Annotated in this window: 19 protein-coding genes; 12 read left to right on the top strand and 7 right to left on the bottom strand. The window is 68.5% G+C overall.

All coding sequences use genetic code 11. From position 1 onward, the window contains the following. Positions 1-22 precede the first annotated feature (22 nt). Entirely contained in the window at positions 23-1522 is a 1500-nt protein-coding gene (locus tag NK214_RS18885; RefSeq protein ID WP_253315216.1) for an aldehyde dehydrogenase family protein, read from the bottom strand. 282 nt (positions 1523-1804) lie between these two features. Here NK214_RS18885 and NK214_RS18880 point away from each other — a divergent pair, with 282 nt between their 5' ends. Continuing rightward, positions 1805-2812, top strand: coding sequence for a helix-turn-helix domain-containing protein (locus NK214_RS18880; RefSeq protein ID WP_253315215.1), 1008 nt, complete (start codon positions 1805-1807; stop codon positions 2810-2812). A gap of 8 nt (positions 2813-2820) precedes the next feature. On the opposite strand, the gene hpaA is transcribed toward NK214_RS18880, so the two are convergent. Continuing rightward, positions 2821-3723, bottom strand: coding sequence for a 4-hydroxyphenylacetate catabolism regulatory protein HpaA (hpaA, locus tag NK214_RS18875; RefSeq protein ID WP_253315214.1), 903 nt, complete (start codon positions 3721-3723; stop codon positions 2821-2823). 254 nt (positions 3724-3977) lie between these two features. On the opposite strand from hpaA, the gene NK214_RS18870 reads away from it, so the two are divergent. From NK214_RS18870 to NK214_RS18820, 11 genes are all read left to right on the top strand, one after another. Next, positions 3978-4649, top strand: coding sequence for a fumarylacetoacetate hydrolase family protein (locus NK214_RS18870; protein WP_107798702.1), 672 nt, complete (start codon positions 3978-3980; stop codon positions 4647-4649). After that, on the top strand, positions 4646-5428 hold the full coding sequence (locus NK214_RS18865; protein ID WP_107798701.1) for a fumarylacetoacetate hydrolase family protein: 783 nt from the start codon (positions 4646-4648) through the stop codon (positions 5426-5428). Before NK214_RS18870 ends, NK214_RS18865 begins: the two co-directional genes overlap by 4 nt. Next, on the top strand, positions 5425-6894 hold the full coding sequence (gene hpaE / locus NK214_RS18860; protein ID WP_253315213.1) for a 5-carboxymethyl-2-hydroxymuconate semialdehyde dehydrogenase: 1470 nt from the start codon (positions 5425-5427) through the stop codon (positions 6892-6894). The genes NK214_RS18865 and hpaE overlap by 4 nt, the downstream gene beginning before the upstream one ends. 107 nt (positions 6895-7001) lie before the next feature. Beyond that, positions 7002-7886: a 3,4-dihydroxyphenylacetate 2,3-dioxygenase gene (gene hpaD / locus NK214_RS18855; RefSeq protein WP_107798699.1), complete on the top strand. Its 885-nt coding sequence runs from the start codon at positions 7002-7004 to the stop codon at positions 7884-7886. Beyond that, entirely contained in the window at positions 7867-8256 is a 390-nt protein-coding gene (locus NK214_RS18850; RefSeq protein WP_227107731.1) for a 5-carboxymethyl-2-hydroxymuconate Delta-isomerase, read from the top strand. The genes hpaD and NK214_RS18850 overlap by 20 nt, the downstream gene beginning before the upstream one ends. Before the next feature lie 48 nt (positions 8257-8304). Continuing rightward, complete coding sequence (gene hpaH, locus NK214_RS18845) at positions 8305-9108, top strand: 2-oxo-hept-4-ene-1,7-dioate hydratase (RefSeq protein WP_107798697.1); 804 nt, start codon at positions 8305-8307, stop codon at positions 9106-9108. 19 nt (positions 9109-9127) lie between these two features. After that, entirely contained in the window at positions 9128-9931 is an 804-nt protein-coding gene (gene hpaI / locus NK214_RS18840) for a 4-hydroxy-2-oxoheptanedioate aldolase (RefSeq protein ID WP_253315212.1), read from the top strand. Positions 9932-10007: 76 nt separating this feature from the next. Continuing rightward, entirely contained in the window at positions 10008-11393 is a 1386-nt protein-coding gene (locus NK214_RS18835) for an MFS transporter (protein ID WP_253315211.1), read from the top strand. 144 nt (positions 11394-11537) lie between these two features. Beyond that, positions 11538-12707 carry a p-hydroxyphenylacetate 3-hydroxylase oxygenase component gene (locus NK214_RS18830; protein WP_253315210.1) on the top strand — a complete coding sequence of 390 codons (1170 nt, stop codon included), beginning with the start codon at positions 11538-11540 and terminating at the stop codon, positions 12705-12707. 204 nt (positions 12708-12911) lie between these two features. Continuing rightward, entirely contained in the window at positions 12912-13832 is a 921-nt protein-coding gene (locus NK214_RS18825) for a p-hydroxyphenylacetate 3-hydroxylase reductase component (protein ID WP_107798693.1), read from the top strand. Between the two features lie 140 nt (positions 13833-13972). Continuing rightward, positions 13973-15556: a GMC family oxidoreductase gene (locus tag NK214_RS18820; RefSeq protein WP_253315209.1), complete on the top strand. Its 1584-nt coding sequence runs from the start codon at positions 13973-13975 to the stop codon at positions 15554-15556. Positions 15557-15664: 108 nt separating this feature from the next. Here the strand turns inward: NK214_RS18820 and NK214_RS18815 are convergent, their stop codons facing one another. From NK214_RS18815 to NK214_RS18795, 5 genes are all read right to left on the bottom strand, one after another. Further along, positions 15665-16849, bottom strand: a complete 1185-nt coding sequence (locus NK214_RS18815) for a DMT family transporter (protein WP_253315208.1) — start codon at positions 16847-16849, stop codon at positions 15665-15667. A 9-nt stretch (positions 16850-16858) separates the two neighbouring features. Continuing rightward, positions 16859-17752, bottom strand: coding sequence for a transporter (locus NK214_RS18810; RefSeq protein ID WP_253315207.1), 894 nt, complete (start codon positions 17750-17752; stop codon positions 16859-16861). 62 nt (positions 17753-17814) lie between these two features. Next, on the bottom strand, positions 17815-19038 hold the full coding sequence (locus tag NK214_RS18805) for an MFS transporter (protein ID WP_107798690.1): 1224 nt from the start codon (positions 19036-19038) through the stop codon (positions 17815-17817). A 163-nt stretch (positions 19039-19201) separates the two neighbouring features. Beyond that, positions 19202-20179: a helix-turn-helix domain-containing protein gene (locus NK214_RS18800; RefSeq protein WP_107798689.1), complete on the bottom strand. Its 978-nt coding sequence runs from the start codon at positions 20177-20179 to the stop codon at positions 19202-19204. A gap of 155 nt (positions 20180-20334) precedes the next feature. Then, positions 20335-20678: substrate-binding domain-containing protein (locus NK214_RS18795; RefSeq protein ID WP_253315206.1), on the bottom strand; the 344-nt coding region annotated here is incomplete at its 5' end.

Genomic DNA, 20678 nt, shown 5'->3' with positions numbered 1-20678 from the left:
TAAAGTGGAAGCGCGTCCGCGCTCAATGGGCGATGCAGACCGACTTGATCTCGGTGAAGCTCTCCACCGCGCCCTTGCCGAACTCGCGGCCGAGGCCGGATTCCTTGTAGCCGCCGAAGGGCATGCCCGGGTCCAGCGGTATATGGCTGTTGACCCAGACCGTGCCGGCCTGCAAGCGCGGCACGATGTCCAGCGCCGCCGACAAATCATTGGTCCACACGCTGGCGGCCAGGCCGTAGCGCGTGTCGTTGGCCAGCGCCACCGCCTCGTCCACCTCGTCGAAGGGCATCAGCGCCAGCACCGGGCCGAAGACTTCCTCGCGCGCCACCGGATTGTCCGGCGCCAGATCCGCCATCACCGTGGGCTGCACGAAATAGCCGGGCAAGTCGGCGGCGCCGCCGCCCGTCAGCACGCGGGCGCCGGCGGCGCGGCCGCGCTCGATCAGCCGGCACACCGCCTGCTGACGCCGCTGCGACACCAGCGGGTTGACCTGGGCGTCCAGATCCATGCCCGGCCCCAGCCGCATGCCGGCCACGGCGGCGGACAGCGCCTCGGCGAACAGATTGAACTTGCTGCGGTGCACGTACAGCCGCGAGGCGGCAGCGCAGACCTGGCCCTGATTGAGAAAGCCGCCCAGCAAAGCGCCCCGCACCGCCTGGTCGATGTCGGCGTCGCCCAGCACCAGCATCGGGTTCTTGCCGCCCAGCTCCAGCGCCAGCCGGGTCATATTGTCCAGCGCGGCGTGGCCGACGGCCTTGCCCACCTCGGTGGAGCCGGTGAAGCTGACCTTGCCGATCAGCGGATGCCCGGCCAGCGCGCGGCCCGCCGCCTCGCCGCGCCCGGTCACCACATTGAACACGCCCGGCGGCACCCCGGCCTCCAGCGCCAGCTCCGCCAGGCGCAAGGCGCTCAGCGGCGTCTCGCTGGCCGGCTTCAACACCGCCGTGCAGCCGGCCGCCAGGGCCGGCACCGTTTTCCACAAGGCGATCATCAAAGGAAAGTTCCACGGCGCGATGCCGGCGGCCACGCCCACCGGCTCGCGCCGGGTGAAGGCGGTGAAACGCGCGCCCGGCGGCGCCGGAATCGACACGTCCAGGGTTTCGCCGGTGATCTTGGTGGCCCAGCCCGCCATATAGCGCACGTATTCGATGGAGCCGCCCACTTCGATGGCCCGCGCCAGATGGATGGACTTGCCCTGGTTCAGCGTTTCCAGCTGCGCCAGCTCCTCGGCGTGCGCTTCCAGCACATCCGCCAGCCTCAGCAACACGCGTTCGCGCTCGGCCGGCCGCAGGCCGGACCAGACGCCGGATTCGAAAGCCCGCCGCGCGCTGCCCACCGCCGCGTCCACATCGGCGGCCTCGCCGTCCGCCACGCTGGCGATCACCGCGCCGCAGGCCGGATTGCGCACGTCCTTGCGCCGGCCGGACAAAGCCGCCCGCGGTTTGCCGTCTATCCACAGCCCGTGCTCCCGTTCCAGAAAGGCCCGCACTGAATCCAGCACCGGCACCAGGTTTTGATCCATCCTCGTCTCCTTTTCGATCAAGCTTGCCGCCGCGTAGGCGCGGCCGGCGATGGCCCAATATACCCAGCGCCGCCGCCGCGGCTGATCCCAAATCGGCAAAGCGCGACCCGGCCCTTCTCGTTGCGGCGCAGCATGTCGCCAGATGGAAACATGCAGTAAAAACAATGCTTAAGCGACGCAAAGAGCGCTGGACATTTCGATTTAAATAACATATTAATCATTTTGAGATCCAGAGAATGGACCGAGAACAGGCGGACTCCCCCCACCCACCGGAGAAAGCAGATGATTGCCGCAGCCCGTTGCTTTGACGACGCCCACCTGCACGCCGAGGCCCTGCCCGGCTGGGAGCAGCTGTACAGCCAGATCAGCGGCGGCCGCTTCCGCAGCACCTTGAGCCGGGTGCGCACCGCGCGCCTGGATATTTTCCGCGAAAGCTTCAATCAGCGCGTGGTGCAGCAAGGCCGCGCGCCCGGCGGCATGATCCATTTCGCGCTGCCCATCCGCGCGCCGTCGCCGCTGAGCCTGCAGGGCGTCGCCGTGCCCGACGACGCCCTGATGGCGCTGCGCGGCGGCGAGGACTTCGTCCTCCACCTGCCGCCGGGCTCGGACTCCGTCCAGGTGTCGGTGCCTTACGAGGATCTGGCCGAACTGACGCCCGCGCTGTGCCGCCCGCTGCGCGAGGCCCGCGGCAAAACGCCGGTGTTTCCGGCCCGGCCGGCGGCGCTGGCGGCGCTGCGCGCGCTGCTGAACGGCGTGTTCGAACAGGCTTTATTGGACCCGGCGCTGCTGTCCTACGCCGGCAACCAGAAAGTGATCCAGCACCAGTTGCTCAGCCTGCTGCAAGACGCCTTGGCGGACGGCGCGCTGGGCGAGCGCCGCGGCAACCTGACCTTCGCCACCCATTGCGACATCGTCAGGCGCAGCCAGGCGCTGGCGCTGGCCAAGCCGGACGAGCCGGTGACGGTGCTGGAGCTGTGCAGCCGGCTGCGCGTCAGCCGCCGCACGCTGCAAAACAGCTTTCAACTGGTGGCGGACACCACGCCGGTCGATTATCTGCGCTCCATCCGCCTGAACGCGGTACGCCGGATGCTGCTGAACCCGGCGCGGCCCGGCCACGGCGTGCGCGACGCCGCCGGCGCCTGGGGCTTTTACCACCTGGGCCATTTCGCCGCCGATTACCGCAAGCTGTTCGGCGAGGCCCCGTCGCACACTCGCGGCCGGGCCCTGGCCCATCTGGGCGCGCCTCCCGGCGCGCGCGGACTGGAGCCGGTCAACGACCCGGCGGACTAGACGCGAGCTCAGGCCTGACGGCGCGCGCGGTAGTCGCTGGGCGAGCGCCCGGCCATGCGCTGGAAGAAACGGGAAAAATAGGCCGGGTCCTTGAAGCCCAAATCGTAGGCGATGGCGTGCACCGAGGCAGCGGAGTAGATCAGCAGGCGCTTGGCCTCCTGCAACAGCCTATCGTGCGCCAGCCGCTTGGACGGCAGGTCCGCCAGCCGGCGGCACACATCGTTGAGCCGCGCCTCGCTGACCCCCAGCTCGGCCGCGTAGCGGTCCAGGCTCCAGTGTTCGCGGTAATGCGCTTCTATCAAGCCGTTGAAGCGATGGTAGAGCCGCCACTCGTCGCGCCGCGGCCCGCGGCGCGGTCCCGGCAGGCCGGACAGCCGCAGCACGTCCACCAGCACCAGCTGGGCCAGGGCTTGCCGCGCCAGCTCCGCGCCCGGCGCCGGCACCTCGCTCTCCCGCTGCAACTGCGCCAGCCGCTCGGGCAGGCGCCGCGCCATATCGGCCCATTCCGCCGGCACCTCGGTCAGCTCCACGCAGAACGGCGCGCTCAAGGCGTCCGGCCCCGCCTCCGCCAGCCAGCCGCGCGCCAGCTCCTGGCGCAAGGTCAGCACATGGCCGTCGGCCTCCGGCCCGGTGATGAAGGCGTGCGGCACCGTCGGCGGGGTCAGGAACAAGAGCGGGGCGCGCGCCTGGTAATGGTCTTCCTCCAGTTGCAGACGGATGTCGCCGCTGGCGAGATAGTGCAATTGCAAAAAGCGGTCGTGCCGATGCACCGGCATATTGCGGCCGAAGAAGGCCGCCAGCCGGCCAAAGGATTCGCAATGGATGTCGACGGACTCGTAGGGGCTGTCGTAAGCCTTGCCGATGTCGATATTGGGTATGCGCGCGCCCAGACCGCGCGGGATTCTGCTCATCGCCGCCCCTCCCTTGTGACATTTTCGCCATAGTCGGCCGCCCTCGCCCTCCGCTCTCGCCAAAAGGCCACCGCTCAGGCTTTCGCGCCGGATCGGCGGCCCGGGCCGCCGCCGCGCAAACGCGGCTTTTGACGATATTACCCGCAACGCAGCATGGATAAACATTGACAGCGGGCCGCCGTCATCGTTATAAACTTTAACATGTTAATGAATATTTGAACAACGGCGATTCATTCAATAACAAGGAGTTAAGCATGAGTCTGGTCCTAGACGCCGCGACGGAGCGGCCGGCGGCCATCTACGGCGCGGCGCTCAACCACCGTCGTTTGCAGGCGGCGCTGGCGGCGGAGTTCGAACAAGCGCCCTATCAGCGCCCGCCGCAAGCGCCGGTCTTGTTCGTCAAACCGCGCAACACCGTCAGCGTCGCCGGCGCGCCCATCCCCTTTCCCGCCGACGCGGACGCCGTCTACGCCGGCGGCGCGCTGGGCGTGCGCATCGGCCGCGACGCCTGCCGCGTCAGCGCGGCCGACGCGCTGTCCCACGTTGGCGGCTATGCGGTGGTCAACGAGGTCAGCCTGGCGGAAACCAGCTTCTACCGTCCGGCGATCCAGGCCAAATGCCGCGACGGCTTCTGCCCCGTCGGCCCGGAGGCCGGCCCCGACGCGATCGACCCGCAACGGGTGCAGGTGCGCACCTACGTCAACGGCGCGCTGGCCGAAACCAACGACAGCGCCGACTGGCTGCGCGGCGTCGCCCAGTTGATCGCCGACGTCAGCCAGTTCCTCACCCTCTACGCCGGCGACCTGCTGATCGTGGCCACGCCGCCGCGCGGCGCGCGGCTGCGGCCGGGCGACGCCGTGGCGGTGGAGATAGACGGCATCGGCCGCCTGGAAAACATCGTCGCGGCCGAGGAGGACATGCAATGAGACACGCCCGCATCCGTTATCAGGGCCGAACCTGGCGCGCGCAGGCCGACGCCGATGGCGCGCTCTTGCTGCCGGACGGCCGCCGCCTGGACGAAACCGAGGCGGAATGGCTGCCGCCCTGCCAGGGCACCCTGTTCGCGCTGGGCCTCAACTACGCCGACCACGCCGCCGAGCTGGATTTCAAGCCGCCCAGCGAACCGCTGGTGTTCCTGAAGACGGCCGCCGCGCTGACCGGCCATCGCCGGCAATCGATGCGGCCGGACAATGTTGAATATATGCATTACGAGTGCGAACTGGTGGCGGTGATCGGCAAGACCGCGCGCAAGGTGAAGCGCGCCCAGGCGATGGACTACGTCGCCGGCTACACCGTGTGCAACGACTACGCGGTGCGCGACTACCTGGAAAACTACTACCGGCCCAATCTGCGGGTGAAAAACCGCGACGGCCTGACCCCGATAGGCCCGTGGCTGGTAGACCGCGACGAGGTGGCGGACCCGCACAGCCTGGAGCTGGCCACCTATGTCAACGGCCGCCGCGTCCAAAGCGGCAATACCCGCGACATGGTGTTCGACATCCCCCATCTGATCGAATACCTGTCCGCCTTCATGACGCTGCAAGCGGGCGACATGATCGCCACCGGCACCCCGCAAGGCCTGTCCGACGTGCGCCCCGGCGACGAAGTCGTCGTAGAGGTCGAGGGCGTCGGACGGCTGCTCAACCAGATCATCAGCGAAGCGGACTGGCTCGCGCGCCGGAACGCGGAAAAGGAAACCCCATGATCAAACACTGGATAGACGGCCGCGAAGTGGCCAGCCAAGACAGCTTCGTCAACTACAACCCGGCCACCGGCGAAGCGCTGGGCGAAGTGGCGGCCGGCGGCGCCGAGGAAATCAATCTGGCGGTGGCCGCCGCCAAGGCGGCTTTTCCCAAGTGGGCGGCCACCCCTGCCAAGGAGCGCGCGCGGCTGATGCGCCGGCTGGGCGAATTGATCCAGCGCGATGTGCCGCGGCTGGCGGAACTGGAAACGCTGGACACCGGCCTGCCCATCCACCAGACCCGCAATGTGCTGATCCCGCGCGCCTCGCACAACTTCGACTTTTTCGCCGAAGTCTGCACCCGGATGAACGGCCACAGCTACCCGGTGGACGAGCAGATGCTCAACTACACGCTGTACCAGCCGGTGGGCGTGTGCGCGCTGGTGTCGCCGTGGAACGTGCCCTTCATGACCGCCACCTGGAAGACCGCGCCCTGCCTGGCGCTGGGCAATACCGCGGTGCTGAAGATGTCCGAGCTGTCGCCGCTGACCGCCAACGAACTGGGCCGGCTGGCGCTGGAGGCCGGCATTCCGCCTGGCGTGTTCAACGTGGTGCAGGGCTACGGCGCCAGCGCCGGCGAAGCCCTGGTCAGCCATCCGGACGTGCGCGCGGTGTCCTTCACCGGCGGCACCGCCACCGGACGGCGCATCATGCAGAACGCCGGGCTGAAGAAGTACTCGATGGAGCTGGGCGGCAAATCGCCGGTGCTGGTGTTCGACGACGCCGACTTCGATCGCGCGCTGGACGCCGCGCTGTTCACCATTTTCTCCCTCAACGGCGAACGCTGCACCGCCGGCAGCCGCATCTTCGTGCAGAACGGCATCTACGACCGCTTCGTCGCGGAATTCGCCGCCCGCGCTCAGCGCTTGATCGTCGGCGACCCGCAGGACCCCAACACCCAGGTGGGTTCGATGATCACCCGCCAGCATTACGACAAGGTCACCGGCTATATCCGCATCGGTCTGGAAGAAGGCGCGCGGCTGGTGGCCGGCGGCCTGGAACGTCCGGCCGACCTGCCCGAATCGCTGGCCTCCGGCCACTTCATCCGCCCCACCGTCTTCGCCGACGTCGACAACCGCATGCGCATCGCCCAGGAGGAAATCTTCGGCCCGGTGGCCTGCCTGCTGCGCTTCAGCGACGAGGCCGACGCGCTGCGTCTGGCCAACGACGTCGATTACGGCCTGGCCTCCTATATCTGGACCCAGGACATCGGCAAGGCCCACCGGCTGGCGCGCGGCATCGAGGCCGGCATGGTCTTCGTCAACAGCCAGAACGTCCGCGATCTGCGCCAGCCCTTCGGCGGCGTCAAGGCCTCCGGCGTTGGCCGCGAGGGCGGCGAATACAGCTTTGAAGCCTTTGCCGAGGTGAAAAACGTCTGCGTCTCCATGGGCGGCCACTTCATCCCGCGCTGGGGCGTGGAACAAGCCTGAGGCGCCGCCGGGGCCCAGGCCGCGCAGACGGCCGGCCCCGGTGCGACACCGATCCAAGCAGCAAGACTGCGCCGGCCCCGCGGCCCAGTCGCACCGAGGAGAACGCAATGGGAACCCTAGCCCTGGCGGCCAAGATCACGCACGTGCCGTCCATGTATCTGTCGGAACTGCCCGGCCCGCATCAAGGCTGCCGCCAGGCCGCCATAGACGGCCACAAGGAAATCAGCCGCCGCTGCCGCGAACTGGACGTGGACACCATCGTGGTGTTCGACACCCACTGGCTGGTCAATTCCGGCTACCACGTCAACTGCGCGCCGGCTTTCGAAGGCGTGTACACCAGCAACGAGCTGCCGCACTTCATCAAGAACATGCCCTACGCCTATCCGGGCAACCCCGCGCTGGGCAAGCTGCTGGCCGAGGCGGCCACCGCCGCCGGCGTGCATACCCGCGCCCACGACGCCACCACGCTGCCGCTGGAGTACGGCACCCTGGTGCCGATGCGCTATATGAACGCCGACCGGCGTTTCAAAGTGGTGTCGGTGGCCGCGCTGTGCACGGTGCACGATCTGGCCGACAGCGCGCGGCTGGGCGCGGCGATGCGCGAGGCGGTGGAGCGCGATTACGACGGCCGCGTCGCCTTCTTCGCCAGCGGCTCGCTGTCCCACCGTTTCGCCCAGAACGGCACCGCGGATCAATTCCTGCACAAGGCCTGGAGCCCCTTCCTGGAAAGCATGGACCAGGAGGTCATCGCCATGTGGCTGGACGGCGATTGGAAAACCTTCTGCGACATGCTGCCGGAGTACGCCGAGAAGTGTCACGGCGAAGGCTTCATGCACGACACCGCCATGCTGCTGGGCGCGCTGGGCTGGGGCGATTACCGCGGCCGCGCGGAAATCATCACCCCCTATTTCGGCAGTTCCGGCACCGGCCAGATCAACGCGGTGCTGCCGGTGGAACCGCTGGGAGAGCGCCATGCCGCACTTCATCGCTGAGTGCACCGACAATCTGCGCGCGCAGGCCGATCTGCCGGAGCTGTTCCGCCAGGTGCACGACTGTCTGGCCGCCAGCGGCCTGTTTCCGCTGGCCGGCATCCGCAGCCGCGCCCACTGGCTGGACACCTGGCGCATGGCGGACGGCGAGGCCGACTACGCCTTCGTCCACTGCACTTTGCAGATCGGCAGCGGCCGCAGCGAGGCCGATCGCCGCGCCACCGCCGAACAGCTGTTCGCGCTGATCCAGCGCCACTTCGAACCGCTGCTCGCCCAACGCTATCTGGCGCTCAGCTTCGAACTGACCGAACTGTCCGCCACCCTCAACTTCAAGCGCAACAACGTGCATCAACGCTTCAGCCCGCCGGGCTGAAACGGCCGAAACCGATCACGAAGCTCAGCGACCACCATGAAAGACTCCATGCTCAGCCCCGACCTGATTCGCGGCGCCGCGCGCCGCCTGCACGACGCCGAGCGCGAACGCCGGCAGATCCGCCAGCTCTCGCTGGACCACCCCGAGATCACCATAGAGGACGCTTACGCCATCCAGCGCTGCTGGGTGGAGATGAAGCTGGCGGAGGGACGCCGCCTCAAGGGCCACAAGATAGGCCTGACCTCGCGCGCGATGCAGATGTCCTCGCAGATCAACGAGCCGGACTACGGCGCGCTGCTGGACGATATGTTCTTCAACGACGGCGCCGACATCCCGGTGTCGCGCTTCATCGTGCCGCGGGTGGAAGTGGAGCTGGCCTTCGTGCTGGGCCGGCCGCTGTCCGGCCCCGGCGCCACCTTGTTCGACGTCTACGACGCCGCCGATTACGTGATCCCGGCGCTGGAAATCATCGACGCGCGCAGCCAGTCCATAGACCCGGACAGCCAGCGTCCGCGCAAGGTGTTCGACACCATAGCGGACAACGCCGCCAACGCCGGCGTGGTGCTGGGCGGCCGGCCGGTGCGCCCGCGCGAGCTGGACCTGCGCTGGGTGGCCGCGCTGATGTACCGCAACGGCGTGATCGAGGAATCCGGCGTCGCCGCCGCCGTGCTCAACCACCCGGCCAACGGCGTGGCCTGGCTGGCCAACAAGCTCTCGCCTTTCGACGTGGAGCTCAAGGCCGGCCAGGTGATCCTGGCCGGTTCCTTCACCCGGCCGGTGCCGGCGCGCGCCGGCGACACCTTCCACGTCGACTACGGCCCGCTGGGCGCGATCAGCTGCCGCTTCGTCTGAACCCGCTCGAGGAACCTCCATGCAACTTCCCGCCAACCCCTTCAAGGCCGCGCTGCGCGACGGCCGCCGCCAGATCGGCCTGTGGCTGGGCCTGGCCAGCCCCTACAGCGCCGAACTGCTGGCCGGCGCCGGCTTCGACTGGCTGCTGATAGACGGCGAACACGCGCCCAACGAACTCAGGGACGTGCTGCTGCAACTGCAGGCCGTCGCGCCCTATCCCAGCCACCCGGTGGTGCGCGCCGCCAGCAACGACCCGGTGCGCATCAAGCAGTTGCTGGACATCGGCGCGCAAACGCTGATGCTGCCCATGGTGCAGAACGCCGACGAGGCGGCGCGGGCGGTGGCCGCCACCCGCTATCCGCCGCGCGGCGTCCGCGGCGTGGGCAGCGCGCTGGCGCGCGCCTCGCGTTGGAACCGCGTGCCGGATTACCTGACGCGGGCCGACGATGAAATCTGCGTGCTGGCCCAGGTGGAAACCCGCCAGGCCCTGGCCGCGCTGGAAGGCATCGCCGCCACCGACGGCGTGGACGGCGTCTTCATCGGCCCGGCCGACCTGGCCGCCGACATGGGCCATCCGGGCCGGCCCGACCACCCTGAAGTGCGCGCGGCGATGGACGACGCCATCCGCCGCATCCGCGCCCAGGGCAAGGCCGCCGGCATCCTGATGGCCGACGAGGCCGAAGCGCGCCGGCTGTTGGCGCTGGGCGCGGGCTTCGTCGCCGTCGGCGTCGACACCACCTTGCTGGCGCGCCGCGCCGAAGCGCTGGCGGCGGCCTTTCGCGACGAAGCGCCCGGCCGGCCGCCGACGCCATCCGCCTACTGACTGACCCGCGGCGACCACACAAGAACAAGGCGCCGCCCGGAGCCGATCCCGGCCCCACCCCCGAGGAGAACGCAAGATGAGCCACACCCCCGCCGCCGCAAGCGCCCACGCGCGCAAAGTCGCCTACGCCACCGTGATCGGCACCGCCATCGAGTGGTACGACTTCTTCATCTACGCCAGCGCCGCCGGCCTGGTGTTCAACAAACTGTTCTTCGCTCCGGCCGGCGACCGCTTCGCCACCCTGATCGCCTTCGCCTCGGTCGGCGTCAGCTTTCTGTTTCGGCCGCTGGGCGCCTTTCTCGCCGGCCACTACGGCGACCGCCTGGGCCGGCGCGCGATGCTGGTGCTGACCCTGGTGCTGATGGGCGCCTCCACCGCGCTGATCGGCCTGTTGCCCACTTATGAATCCGCCGGCCTGCTGGCGCCGCTGGCCCTGATCCTGCTGCGCGTGCTGCAAGGCATTTCCGCCGGCGGCGAATGGGGCGGCGCGGTGCTGATGGCGGTGGAGCACGCGCCGCGCGGCCAGCGCGGCCGCTACGGCGCCTTCCCGCAGATAGGCGTGCCGCTGGGCCTGCTGCTGGCCTCCGGCGTGTTCGCGCTGATGAGCGGCGTGGTCTCCCCCGGCGACGCCTTCCTGGAATGGGGCTGGCGCGTGCCCTTCCTGCTCAGCGTCGTGCTGCTGTTCATCGGCCAATGGGTGCGCCGCTCGGTGGAGGAAAGCCCGGTCTTCGAGGAGATCAAGGCGCGCAAGGCCGGATCGCGCACCCCGGTGCTGGACCTGTTCCGCCGCCACGCGCCGCTGGTGCTGCTGGCCGCGCTGCTCTTCGCCGGCAACAGCGCCGTCGGTTACATGACCACCGGCGGCTTCATCCAGAACTACACCACCGACCCCGCCGGCGCGCTGCGCATGGAGCGCACCCCGGTACTGCTCGCCGTCGCCTTCGCCTCCGCCTGCTGGATGGCCTTCACCTGGCTGGCCGGCGTCTGGTCGGACCATATCGGCCGCCGCAGCGTCTACCTGATCGGCTTCGGCGTGCAGCTGGCCGGCGTGCTGACGCTGTTCCCGCTGATCAATAGCGCCAGCCTGCCGGCGGTGCTGCTGGCGCTGTGCCTGCTGTCGGTGGGCACCGGCCTGACGTACGGCGCGCAATCGGCCTTCTACGCCGAGCTCTTCCCCGCCTCGGTGCGCTTCTCCGGCGTCTCCATTTCCTACGCGCTGGGCGCCATCCTCGGCGGCGCCTTCGCGCCGATGATCGCCAAGGCCTTGATCGCCCAGACCGGCTCCACCGCCGCGGTGACCGCCTATCTGAGCGGCATGACGCTGATCGGCCTCGCCTCCGCGCTCTTGCTGCGCGACCGCCGCGACATCCCGCTGGGGCCGGAGCACGAGGCCGAGCAAGCCGCGTCGCCGATACGCTGGCGCCGGCCCGTCGTCGCCGCCGTTCATGCTGAAGCGCCATGAAAAGTACCTAAGACAGCTTGGAAGATGCATTCCAGTGCGTGGTGTCGCTATCCATAATGCAAATTCGCTGAATGTATTCATTATTGAAACGCCCGCCGCCAAAGGCGGGCCGCTTCAGCGCCATCAAGCACAAAGGAGACCTCCATGCGCCACCCCAACCCCTTGCTGGAAACCCTGCTCCCCATCCTGCCCGCCATCGCCGCCAACGCGGAGCGGGCGGAACGCGAACGCACCGTGCCGGCGGAAAACATCGCCCTCTTGAAAAGCGTGGGCTTTCATCGCGCCTTTCAGCCCAAGCCCTACGGCGGCCTGGAAATCAGCCTGCCCGAATTCGCCGATTGCGTGGCGGCGCTGGCCGGCGCCTGCGCCAGCACCGCCTGGGCCGCCAGCCTGCTGGCCACCCACAGCCATCAGATCGCGCTGTTCTCCGCCCGGCTGCAAGAGGAAGTCTGGGGCGGCGCGCCGGACGCCACCGCCAGCAGCAGCATTGCGCCGCTGGGCCGGGCCGAGGCCGCGGACGGCGGCGTGCTGCTCAGCGGAGAAATGGGCTGGAGCAGCGGCTGCGACCACGCCGAATGGGCGATCCTGGGCTTCCGCCGCCCCGGCCCGGACGGCGAGCCGCAATACTGCTTCGGCGTGGTGCCGCGCGCCGATTACCAAATCCGCGACGACTGGCGCGCCGCCGGCATGCAGGGCAGCGGCACCAAGACCCTGCTGGTGGACAAGGTCTTCGTGCCGGAACACCGGATCGAAGCGGCCAAGGACATGATGGAAGGCCGCTCCGCCGGCTTCGGCCTGTACCCGGACAGCAAGATCTTCTACGCGCCTTACCGGCCCTACTTCGCCAGCGGCTTCGCCGCCATCAGCCTGGGCGTGGCCGAGCGCATGCTGCAAGTGTTCAAGGAGCGCAGCCGCAACCGCATCCGCGCCTATACCGGCGCCCAGGTGGGCGCGGCGCTGCCCGCCTATATGCGGCTGGCCGAATCCACCCACCAAGTGCTGGCCGCGCGCGCCTTGCTGGAAGCCAGCTGGCGCGAGCACGCCGAGCACGGCGCGGCCAAACGCTATCCCACGGCGGAAACGCTGGCTTTCTGGCGCACCAATCAGGCTTACGCGGTGAAAATGTGCATCCAGGCGGTGGACCGCTTGTTCGAATCCATGGGCGGCAATTGCTGGCGGCTGGAAAACGAGGCGCAGCGGCTGTTCCGCGACTCGCACATGACCGGCGCCCACGCCTACACCGACTACGACGTCTGCGCCCAGATTCTGGGCCGTTCGCTGCTGGGGCTGGAGCCGGACCCCGCCATGGTCTAGACGAGCCGTTTACGATCTTCGCTGAGGCCCGACAGGGTGAACGCCGCTTCGAAACGTTCATGCGCCGTATGAGCAAAGCCGCTGTCCCAGTGGTTTTCGCCCTGCCCCGTTCCCGCCCGCGAAATCGCGAACAGGCTCTACCGACATTAGCCCCTCCCACCCGCGCCGCGCCGGCCCCGCGCCGGACGGCCCCGAGGACACGCCATGAACGCACCCGCCCCTGCCCATGACGCGCGCGCGCTGCGCCGCGCGCTCGGCAACTTCGCCACCGGCGTCACCGTCGTCACCGCGACCGCGCCGGACGGCGAACGCGCCGGCGTCACCGCCAACAGCTTCAACTCCGTCTCGCTGGACCCGCCGCTGGTGCTGTGGAGCCTGGACAAGCGCTCCGCCAGCAACGCGGTGTTCGAACAGGCCGGCCACTTCATCGTCCATGTGCTGGCCGCCGACCAGATCGAGCTGTCCAACCGCTTCGCCCGCCCCGGCGCCGACAAATTCGCCGGCCTGACGCCGGAAACCGGCCTTGGCGGCGCGCCCTTGCTGGACGGCTGCGCCGCCCGCTTCCATTGCCGCCTGCATCAAAAGCTGGACGGCGGCGACCACTGGATTCTGCTCGGCCTGGTCGAAACCTTCGACGACTGCGGCGCCGCGCCGCTGCTCTACCACCAGGGTGTGTACGCCGCCGCGCTGCCGCGCGCCCGCCCGGCCGCCGCCGCGGAACCGCTGCCCGGCTGGCTGGGCGACAATCTGCTCTATCTGCTGACCCAGGCGCTGCAGGCCTACCAGGCCAGCTACCGGCCGCGCCAGCTCGCCACCGGGCTGAGCGGCGGCGAAGCGCGGCTGCTGCTGGTGCTGGAACAGCAAGCGGAACAGGATGCCTGCGCGCTGCAACGCGAGACGGCGATGCCGCCGGAGGCGATAGAACTGGCCGAGGCCGAGCTGCGCCGCAAGGGGCTGCTGAGCCGCGACGCCGCCGGCTGCCGCCTCAGCGAGGCCGGCCGCGAGCAGGCCGCCACGCTGTGGCGCATCGCCGGCCAGCAGCAGCGGGAGATTCAGTCCGGCCTGGACGAACAGGATCTGGCCGCCTGCAAGCGCGTGCTGCGCGCGCTGATCCGCCAGGGCTGAGCCCGCCTCCCGTCGCCGCGTCCGCGGCGGTCAAGGTCCGGGGCGCGCCGGGTCAAGGCCGCCGCGCGCGGCCGCCCTATGCTGGAGCGACCGCCCATCCTCAAACAGTCCAAGGGCGGCGCGACCACAAGGGAGACGCCATGCGCGACTACGACTACATCCTGATCGGAGCCGGCTCCGCCGGCTGCGTGCTGACCCACAGGCTGATCCAGGCCGGCAAGCGCGTGCTGCTGCTGGAAGACGGCCTGCCGGACGACAACCCCTACATCCGCATGCCGGCCGCCTTCATCAAGGTGCTGGGCAGCGAACGCACCGTCACCTACCGCAGCGAACCGCAGCCGGAAGCCGCCGGCAGACGCATCTTCGTCCCGCAGGGCCGCACCCTGGGCGGCGGCAGCTCGGTCAACGCCATGGTCTATATCCGCGGCCAGGCCGCCGACTACGACGACTGGGCCGCCCTGGGCTGCGCGGGCTGGGAATGGTCGCAAGTGCTGCCCGCCTTCAAGAAGGCGGAAAGCCATATGCGCTTGTCCGAGCCCTACCACGGCGTGGACGGGCCGCTGAAAGTCAGCGACACCCGCTACCGCCATCCGCTGAGCCTGGCCTTCGTCCAGGGCGCGCAGGAAGCCGGCCTGGCCTACAACGACGACTTCAACGGCCGCGAACAGGCCGGCGTCGGCTTCTACCACACCACCACCTTCGACGGACAGCGCGGCAGCACCGCCGCCACCTATCTGGCCGCGGTCCGCCAAGACCCCAAGCTGGACCTGCGCACCGGCTGCTATGTGCAAAAAATCGGGTTCGACGGCGGCCGCGCCTGTCAGGTGGAATGGCGCGACGCCGGCGGCGTCCAGCGCGCGCGCGCCGCGGCGGAAATCGTGCTCTGCGCCGGCGCGCTGTCCAGCCCCAAGCTGCTGATGCTGTCCGGCATCGGCCCGGCGGCGCAGCTGCGCGAACACGGCGTCGCCGTGCTGCGCGACGCGCCGCAAGTGGGCGCCAACTACCAGGACCATCTGGAAGTGTCGGTCTACGGTCGCGCCCGCGCGCCCATCAGCCTGCTGGGCCAGGACCGCGGCCTGGCCGCGCTGCGCCACGGCCTGCAATGGCAGCTGTTCCGCACCGGCTTGCTGAGCTCCAATGTGGTGGAGTCCGGCGCTTTCGTCGACACCGCCGGCGGCGGCCGGCCGGACATCCAGTTCCACGTGCTGCCCACCCTGGTGGGCGACGTCGACCGCGAGCCCTTGCCCGGCCACGGCATTTCCATCAATCCCTGCCTGCTGCGTCCCAAGTCGCGCGGCAGCGTCGCGCTGGCCTCCGCCGACCCGGCCGCGCCGCTGCGCTTCGACAGCGGCGCCCTGCGCGAGGCCGAGGACCTCGCCGGCCTGCTGCGCGGCGTCAAGCTGGCGCGCCGCGTCCTGCGGGCGCCGTCCATGCGCCGGCTGATCGCCGAAGAACTGCTGCCCTCGCCGGCCGAAGACGCCGACGACGCGCTGCTGGAACAACACATCCGCCAGTTCGCCAAGACCGTCTACCACCCGGCCGGCACCTGCCGCATGGGCGCCGACGCCGACGCGGTGGTGGACCCGAGGCTGCGCGTCAAGGGCGTGGCCGGCCTGCGCGTCTGCGACGCCTCGGTGATGCCCGCCATCGTCTCCGGCAACACCAACGCGCCGGTGGTGATGATCGCCGAGCGCTGCGCGGAATTCATGCTCAGCGGCCAGTAAGCGCCGCCCCCCTGCGTTTCAAGATCCTGCGACGGCGGGGATGGAAACATCCAAGCCGCGCAAGATGCGGCCCGCCATGGCCGCGGCGTCAAAACCCGCGGCGAAGGGTTAATCCGCTCCGGCGCGGCTTGCCTTCAAATGAAATTCCGTGATCAGCATGCCCAGAATAATCAGCCCGGCCCCCAGTAAATTCAGAGGCGACAAGCGGTCGCCGGCCAGGAAATAAGCAAAAACACCGCCAAACAGCGGTTCCAGCACAATGATCAATGCGATTCGATTGGGCGAAGAGGCCACTTGGGCCCGGGTCTGCACATAAAAACCTACTGCCGTTCCCAATAGGGCGATGATAAGAATCGCCGTCATCGTCTCGCTTCGAAAGGGAAGCGAGAACTCATTCAAAGCCAATGACTGCAGCAAGGACAAGCCCCCCACGACCGCGACCTGGACAAAGGCGATGTTCAATACCCGCGCTGTCTTGCTGACCTTGGACAAAACAACAATGTGCAAAGCGAAGGAAGCCGCACAGAGCACAACCAGCATATCTCCCCAATGAATGGCCAGATTTTTCAAGGTCAGCAAAGCAAGCCCAATCGTCGCCGTGGCTGCGCCGAATAGCTGACGTTTTTCCGGGCGCACCTTTAACAGCCAATAAGCAAACAGCGGAGTAAAGACAACGGCCAAGCCCGTAATGAAACTGGCATTGGAAGCGGTGGTGTAAGCCAAGCCCTTGGTTTGAAAAAAGAAGGCCAGATATAGCGCGACGCCAGCGGCGACGCCTCCGAAAACATCCTGCCGCGAGAATCGACTCCCTTTGACCCGCACCACGATCCACATCGCCAGCGCGGCGATGAGAAAACGGTAGGCGTTAAACGCCGAGTCGCTTAGATCGTTCAGCGCATCGTGAATAGCGACAAAGGACCACCCCCATAAGGCGGTGACTAAAATCAGCGCGATTTCCCATCCCTGTCTGTGATGGCGTGGATCAAGCTTACTCATGGATTTTCTTTCCAACTCAGCGACAAGCTGCGGGGAGATGCGCAATAAGCGATCAACTTGCCCGCCATGACGAATTTGGGACCGCCAGGCCTGCGGCGGGCAGCGGTCATCCGGACTGCGTCGCGGAATGGGAAGCGCACTGGATTGCACAAGAATTCCAATCATGCGGCATCTCGATGACGGCGCGGTGAAGAAAGAAGAAGCAAGAGAGGAAAATGAAAACGAGCGCGCGCGGGAGCGCGGCTCCGCCAAGAAAAAAGCCGGACGCAAGCGCCCGGCCGTGTTTGCAAGCCCCATGTCCGCCCGCTACAGCGGCAGCACCAGCTTGGCCCAGACTGCGCTGCCCTCGGGCCGGTTGCGCACATCGAACTCCTTCAACCACCTCAATTCCAGACCGGCCTTGTCGAACTGGTAGCGCAGCGCCGGACCGATGGCGAAAGCCTGGCCGCGAAAACCGTTGCCCGCCACCGCCCGGCCGTACTGGACATCGTCCGTGGTCTGCTTGATGAAGTAGCCGTTCAAGCCCAGCCTCCAGGCCGGGCCGGCCGCGTAGCTCAGCGAGTAATCGAAGTGGAACAGCTGGCCGGACTGGTAATCGGTATCGCGGTTCTTGCCGTTGAAGGTGTAGCTGATCTTGGACGACAGCTCCCAGCCGGACGCCGGCAGATAGGAAAAGGCGAATACCGGACGCAGCGAATAATGATGGGCCCCCAGGTTCAACATCCGATTGCGGTCGTAGTCGCCGGTGGGCAGCACGATGTCGGCCGCCAGCGCCGTGTGCAGCGGCCCGGCGTCGCCCCAGGCCAGCACCGGCCCCAGCACCGCGTCGCCCAGGCCGCCGCGGCTCTCATGCGCGCCGCCGGCGTCCAGGCTCAGCCTGGGCAGCGGCGCCAGCGCGAAGCCGCCCAAGCGCCCGCCCCACAGCGTCCGGTCCGACATATACAGCAGCCGCGGCACCAGCACGTCGGCGCTCAGCTTGAAGCCCGGCGCAGCGGAACGGCCGGCGTCGTCGTTGAAGCGGTCCGCCTGGTAATGGGTGTAATAGAACACGCCGTACCAGCCGGCCGGCGGCAGCGCGCCGGCGAGAAAACCCTCGGCGCCGGCGCCTATGGTGTCCGCGCCGGACTGGGTGGCCTGAGCCGTCGCGCAGGCCAGCGCCGCCGACAGCCCGGCCAGCGCCTTGATCAAGGTCTTGTGCATGATGATCTCCGTCAGGGAGTGCGGCGTCCCGGCGCAGCGGGACGCGCAATGAGAATGGCGGCTCAGGTCGGTGCCCGGTCGGCTTCCAGCGCGGCCCCGCCCGGCTTCAGCCGCAGCGGCGCGGTTTCCCGCAGGCCCAAGGACAGCAAGGCCGGCAGCAGCGCGCCGGCCATGGCGATCCACATCACGATGGACAGGCCGTAGCGGTCCGCGGCGAAGCCGGCCACCGTGGGCGCGACAAAACCGCCCGCCAGTTCGCCCACCCCCATGATCATGCCCAGCGCGGTGGCGATGCGCCGCGGCGACACCGTCTCCGCCGGAATCGTGGCCATGAACAGGGTGAAGCAACCCAGGCCGGTGTAAGTGAGGAAGACCAGCGGCAACAGCCAGACCATGCGGTCCACGTTCAGCAACACCAGCGGGCAGCAGGCGGCGATCAGGGAAAACGCCACCATGGCCGGCTTGCGGCCGATGCGGTCCGAAATCGCCGGCACCAGCCCGCCCCACGCCACCCAGGCGAAGCCCAGGCTGCTCATTACCGCCCCCATCGCCTGCGGGCTCATGCCCTTGACCTGGATCAGAAAGGTGGGCGTGAAGGAAATCAGGATGATGAACCAGGTGATGTAGCTGCAGGCGATCAACACGCACAGCAGGATGTTGCGCTCGGCCAGCAACGAAGCGAAGCCGCCGCCGCGGCCGGCCGGCGCCGGCGCGGGCGCCGGCTCGCGCACATGCCGCCACACCAGCCAGGCGATCAGCAGGCCGGGCAGGCAGGACAGATAGAAGGCCGCGCGCCAGCCGTAGGCCTCGGCCAGCGCCACCAGCAACGGCGGCCCCAGCACCGCGCCCAGCAAGCCCGGCGCGGAGCCGTTGACGATGCCCATATTGAAGCCGCGCCGCGCCGGCGTGGACCCCGCCGCCAGCAGGGATTGGGAAATGGGCAGCACCGGTCCTTCCGCCACGCCCATCAGCGCGCGGAACAGCAGCAAGGACAGAAAGCCGGCCACCAGGCCGGAAGCGGCGGAGAACAGCGAAAACGCCAGCACCGCCGCCACCAGCATCGGCTTCTTCGCGCCGCGCCGGTCCGACCATGCGCCCAGGCCCAGGCCGGACAGCGACCAGGTCAGCGCCAGCGCCGACGCCAGCATGCCCAGATGCGCGGGGCTCAAACGCAGTTCCGCCGCCATGAAGGGAAACAGGAAGGACAGCGCCAGCCGGTCGAAAAACACGAAACCGAAGCTCAGCGCCAGGATGGCCAACAATTTGTTTTCATAGGAGAGGCGCATGGCGGGCCTCTCTTTCGCCAGCGGCGCGCGCGCGGCCGCCCGGCGGCGAACCGCCCATTCGTGTGTGCATGATGGTGTCTCCTCTTTATTAGTTGGGCGTCCGCCGCGCCAGAAAGCGCTGCGGACCCGTCCACTCTAACGATGGGGAGAACGCGAAATTTGCCTAATGAGGACAGTCTTGTTGTCTGGGAAGGACGCGCGCGGCCAGGGCCTCGGCTCGAGTATGACTCGGCGTTTCGCCGTAACGGCGTTTATAGCTGCGACAGAAATGGGCGATATGGTTGAAGCCCCAGCGGAAAGCCAGCTCGCTCACCGATAAATGGCGCAAGGCCGGATCGGCCAGGTCCACGCGGCAGCGTTCCAGCCGGCGGCCCCACAGGTGGCGCGTCACCGACTCGCCCTCCTGCTCGAAGATGCGGGCCAGCTGACGTGCGGACACGCCCACCGCGCGGCTGATGCGCTCGCAATCCAGATCGTCCTCGGCCAGATGCCGCTCGATATAAGCCTTGGCCCGCCACAGGCTGCACAAGGTGGAACGGGAGGCCGGCAGGCCCAGGCGCGCGCTCCACAAGGAATGCAGCCATTCCAGCAACTGGCTGGCCAGATGCCGCCGCGCGGCCTCGCCGCCGCTGAGCAGGCGATGGGCGGCCAAGGCGTCCATGCCGGCGGCGCGCTCGATGCGCACCAGGCCGCGCTCGTTCCACACCCCCACCTGCTCCTGGAACAAGGACCGCGGAATGTCCAGCACCGCCATCGCCATATCGGCCGGAAAGCCGTGGCCGTAAGGGCGGGCGGTATCGTACAGCACCACATCGCCCGGGCCGTGGCGGGCGCACTCCACGCCCTGATGGCTGAAGCCCTGCCCCTGCAGCATCAAACAGGCGAAGATGGAGTCCCGGCCGTCCCGGCTCAGGCTATGCCCGCTGCGCGTCACCGCGTGCTGGTTGGCCCGTATCGTGGCCATGCGCAGCAGGCCGAAATCCTGCCAGTCCAGCGAAGCCTCCAGCCGCTCTTCCGGACGGCGGTCGCACTCCACCCGGACCAAGAGGCGGTCCACCTCGCTCAGCCAGAAATCCAGCTTGTCGCCGTCCGCCGCCTGGCGTGTGGAAAGATGAATGTCCCCGGCGTAACGCGTGTCCATGGCGGGCCTCCTCCTGACGGCCGCCCGGCTGGGCGGCGATGGCTGAAACGGCATCGGCAAATCATGGCACAATATTTAATACATTAAAAATCAAACCCACGGCCGCCTTCCGCGCCGGGCCAGGGGCTGTCTCGCCGCCGCCACAAGCGCGGCGGCTAGCCCTCGGCCAGGCTGGAGCCCCGCACCACCAAACGGCCGGTCAGCACCACCTTGCGCGTGGGCCGCTGCGGCTGTTCCAGCCGTTCCAGCAGCATCGCCATCGCCGCGCGGCCGATCTCGTCCACCGGCTGCTCGATCACCGTCAGCCCCGGACCGGCCAGCTCGGTCCAGCTGTCGTTGTCGAAACCGGCCAGCGCCAGCTGGCGCGGCAAGGCCAGGCCCAGCGCGCGCACCGCGCGCATCGCCCCCAGCAGCAGCAGGCCGTTGCTGATCACCAGCGCCCGCGGCGCCTCCGCCTCCGTCAGCCAGGCGGACACCGCCTGCTGCGCCGCCTCGGCCG

The sequence above is a fragment of the Chromobacterium sp. S0633 genome (assembly GCF_024158805.1).
In the GTDB taxonomy this organism is placed as follows: Bacteria; Pseudomonadota; Gammaproteobacteria; order Burkholderiales; family Chromobacteriaceae; genus Chromobacterium.
This window is presented reverse-complemented; position numbering and strand designations above follow the sequence as displayed.